This is a genomic window from Halorubrum orientale, from assembly GCF_059623105.1.
Window position 1 is genome coordinate 1 of record NZ_JBSPSR010000026.1, and the last position, 619, is coordinate 619.

At 56.1% G+C, this 619-nt stretch carries 1 rRNA gene; it reads right to left on the bottom strand.

Going from position 1 to position 619, the window contains the following annotated elements:
* A 23S ribosomal RNA gene (locus tag ACWUI7_RS13495) occupies positions 1–619 on the bottom strand; the annotation flags it as partial.

Sequence of the window (619 nt, forward strand, 5' to 3'; positions counted from 1 at the left end):
CCTCTCGGAGGCAGGTCATCCAATCGGTAGCTCTACCCCGCAGGCTATCTCGGATGAGGTCATGCTTCGACATGTTTCGGTCGGAACCAGCTGTTGCCAGGCTCGATGGGCCTTTCACCCCTATACACGAATCACGAGAGGATATTGTAGGATACCACCTCTAACGGGCCTCCACGTGGCTTTCGCCACGCTTCACCCTGTTCGCGCATAGATCGCCTGGTTTCGGGTCGTACTCACGTGGCTCCCCGCGTTTGGACACGGTGGCCCTGGCAATGCTGCGGCCATATCGGTTTCCCTATGCCTTCCCCGGTTCACGGGTTAGACTCGCCATGTAAGTACACTCCCTGGGTCGTTTTTCAAAACGCACGACGTGACATCGGCTCGTCTTACGGCCTACTAGAGAATCGCTTCTCGGTCGTTCTGTAAGACGCCTTGTATGCCTCGTCGTTCGATCGCCAGCTGATTTCAGGCCCTATTGCACCGCCCTTTTCGGGGTGCTTTTCAGCGTTCGCTCACGCTACTTGTTCGCTATCGGTCTCGAGGAGTGTTTAGCCTTCTCAGGGGATGCCTGAGTTGTTCATAGAGGATATCCGACCCCTACTACTCTGGTATTGACGCC